Raw genomic sequence first — 1,516 nt, 5'->3', positions numbered from 1 at the left:
GTCGCCTAACCCATTCCAACCGCAAGGAGCAGTCCCCGTTAGGCCTGTGAAAGCGGAAGCCTGGAGCGGTTTAGGTCTCGACTGGTCGTGAGTGAATTATCCGCTAGCTGGCATTGCGCCAGTAGATGACCGAAACACCTGCTGATCCATCCAGTACCTGAATCGCAGGCATAAAAAAACCGGGTGCCAGCCCGGCTTCTTCAACAGCAGTTAATCGAGGTCGATTATGCACTCTGCAATGGATGCAAGCAACACCGCGCCCTTAGCCATTTTGCACCAGAAAGCTATCCACAAATCCGCCGCCCTCAACGCACCGCGGATGATCCGACTTCAGTACGCGCCGGCTTTCAAGCATGCATTTCGCGCCGAGTGCGTGGAGCACCTGCGCGCGTCTCTGTGCGAGACCCAGCCATGAGCACGATCATCATGACGGCCTGCTGGCCACTCCAGGGCATGAGTCCGGCGCAGAAGTCCGTGCTGATATCCCTCGCCGACAATTCGAACGACGACGGCGTCTGCTGGCCTTCGGTGGCTCGAATCGTAGAGCGCACCTGCCTCTCCGAGCGCGCCGTGCGCAACGCCTTGCGCTGGTTGGAGCAGTCTGGAGTGTTGTCTGCTCACCATCGAACAGGCCGTTCCACGTGGTACACCGTGAGCCCATCCAGCTACAACCCCGGCACCACATGCCCCCCGGCAGCAGATGCCGGAGCACCCCGGCAGGAAATGCCCCCCACCCCGGCACTAGATGCCCCTCACCCCGGCACCACGTGCCCCCAGAACCGTAAAGGAACCATCAAGGAACCGTCAGGAGATACCGCGAGCATGCGCGAGGCGTTGAATTCGGTACCAGTCGATCAAATCGTCGGCCTGTTCAACGAACTGCTGCCAACTCTGCCGAGCGTGGTTCTGATCAACAAAGACCGCTCAGCAAAGATCAAGGCGCGCTGGGCGGAAAGCCCTGTCCACCAGGACCTTGGGTTCTGGCGTGATTTCTTCACCATCGTTGCCGGCAGTGATTTCCTGATGGGCAAGATCGACGGCAGGAATGGCGCCAAACCTTTCCGGGCGACGTTCGACTGGCTGATTGCCCCTTCGAACTTCGTGAAGGTGGTCGAGGGCAATTACCATGCGTGAGCCCTACAACCTCGAGGCTGAACACAGCCTGCTCGGCGCCATGCTCCTCCGCCCGGAACTGATCGACGTTCTCTCCGACGACCTATCGGCGGAGTCGTTCTACTTCGCTGACAATGCCGAAGTCTTCCGAGGGATTATGTCGGTGCGCTCCACGGGGCGCTCCGTGGACTTCCTGACTGTGGCTGATCACCTGGGCGCGTTGTCCTCAGGTGATAGCGCATTGGCGTATTGCGCTGAGATCGCTAAGAACACCCCTAGTGTTGCCAACGCAAGCGAGTATGCCCGGATCGTCAGGGAGCGCGCCGTGGAGCGGGCCCTGTATGACCTGAGTGACCGAACGCTGGAGATCGCCCAGAGTGGCGGCGAAATCCAAGACAAGATC

General features: G+C 59.9%; 2 protein-coding genes. Both read left to right on the top strand.

Going from position 1 to position 1,516, the window contains the following annotated elements; genetic code table 11:
* Nucleotides 1-411 precede the first annotated feature (411 nt).
* Entirely contained in the window at nucleotides 412-1,134 is a 723-nt protein-coding gene (locus HP546_RS30065; protein WP_235776652.1) for a helix-turn-helix domain-containing protein, read from the top strand.
* A partial coding sequence (locus tag HP546_RS30060; protein ID WP_306126027.1) for a DnaB-like helicase N-terminal domain-containing protein occupies nucleotides 1,127-1,516 on the top strand: 390 nt, incomplete at its 3' end. The genes HP546_RS30065 and HP546_RS30060, both read left to right, overlap by 8 nt.

Origin of the sequence: Pseudomonas sp. CM25, assembly GCF_013179705.1 — a bacterium.
In the GTDB taxonomy this organism is placed as follows: domain Bacteria; phylum Pseudomonadota; class Gammaproteobacteria; order Pseudomonadales; family Pseudomonadaceae; genus Aquipseudomonas.
This window is presented reverse-complemented; position numbering and strand designations above follow the sequence as displayed.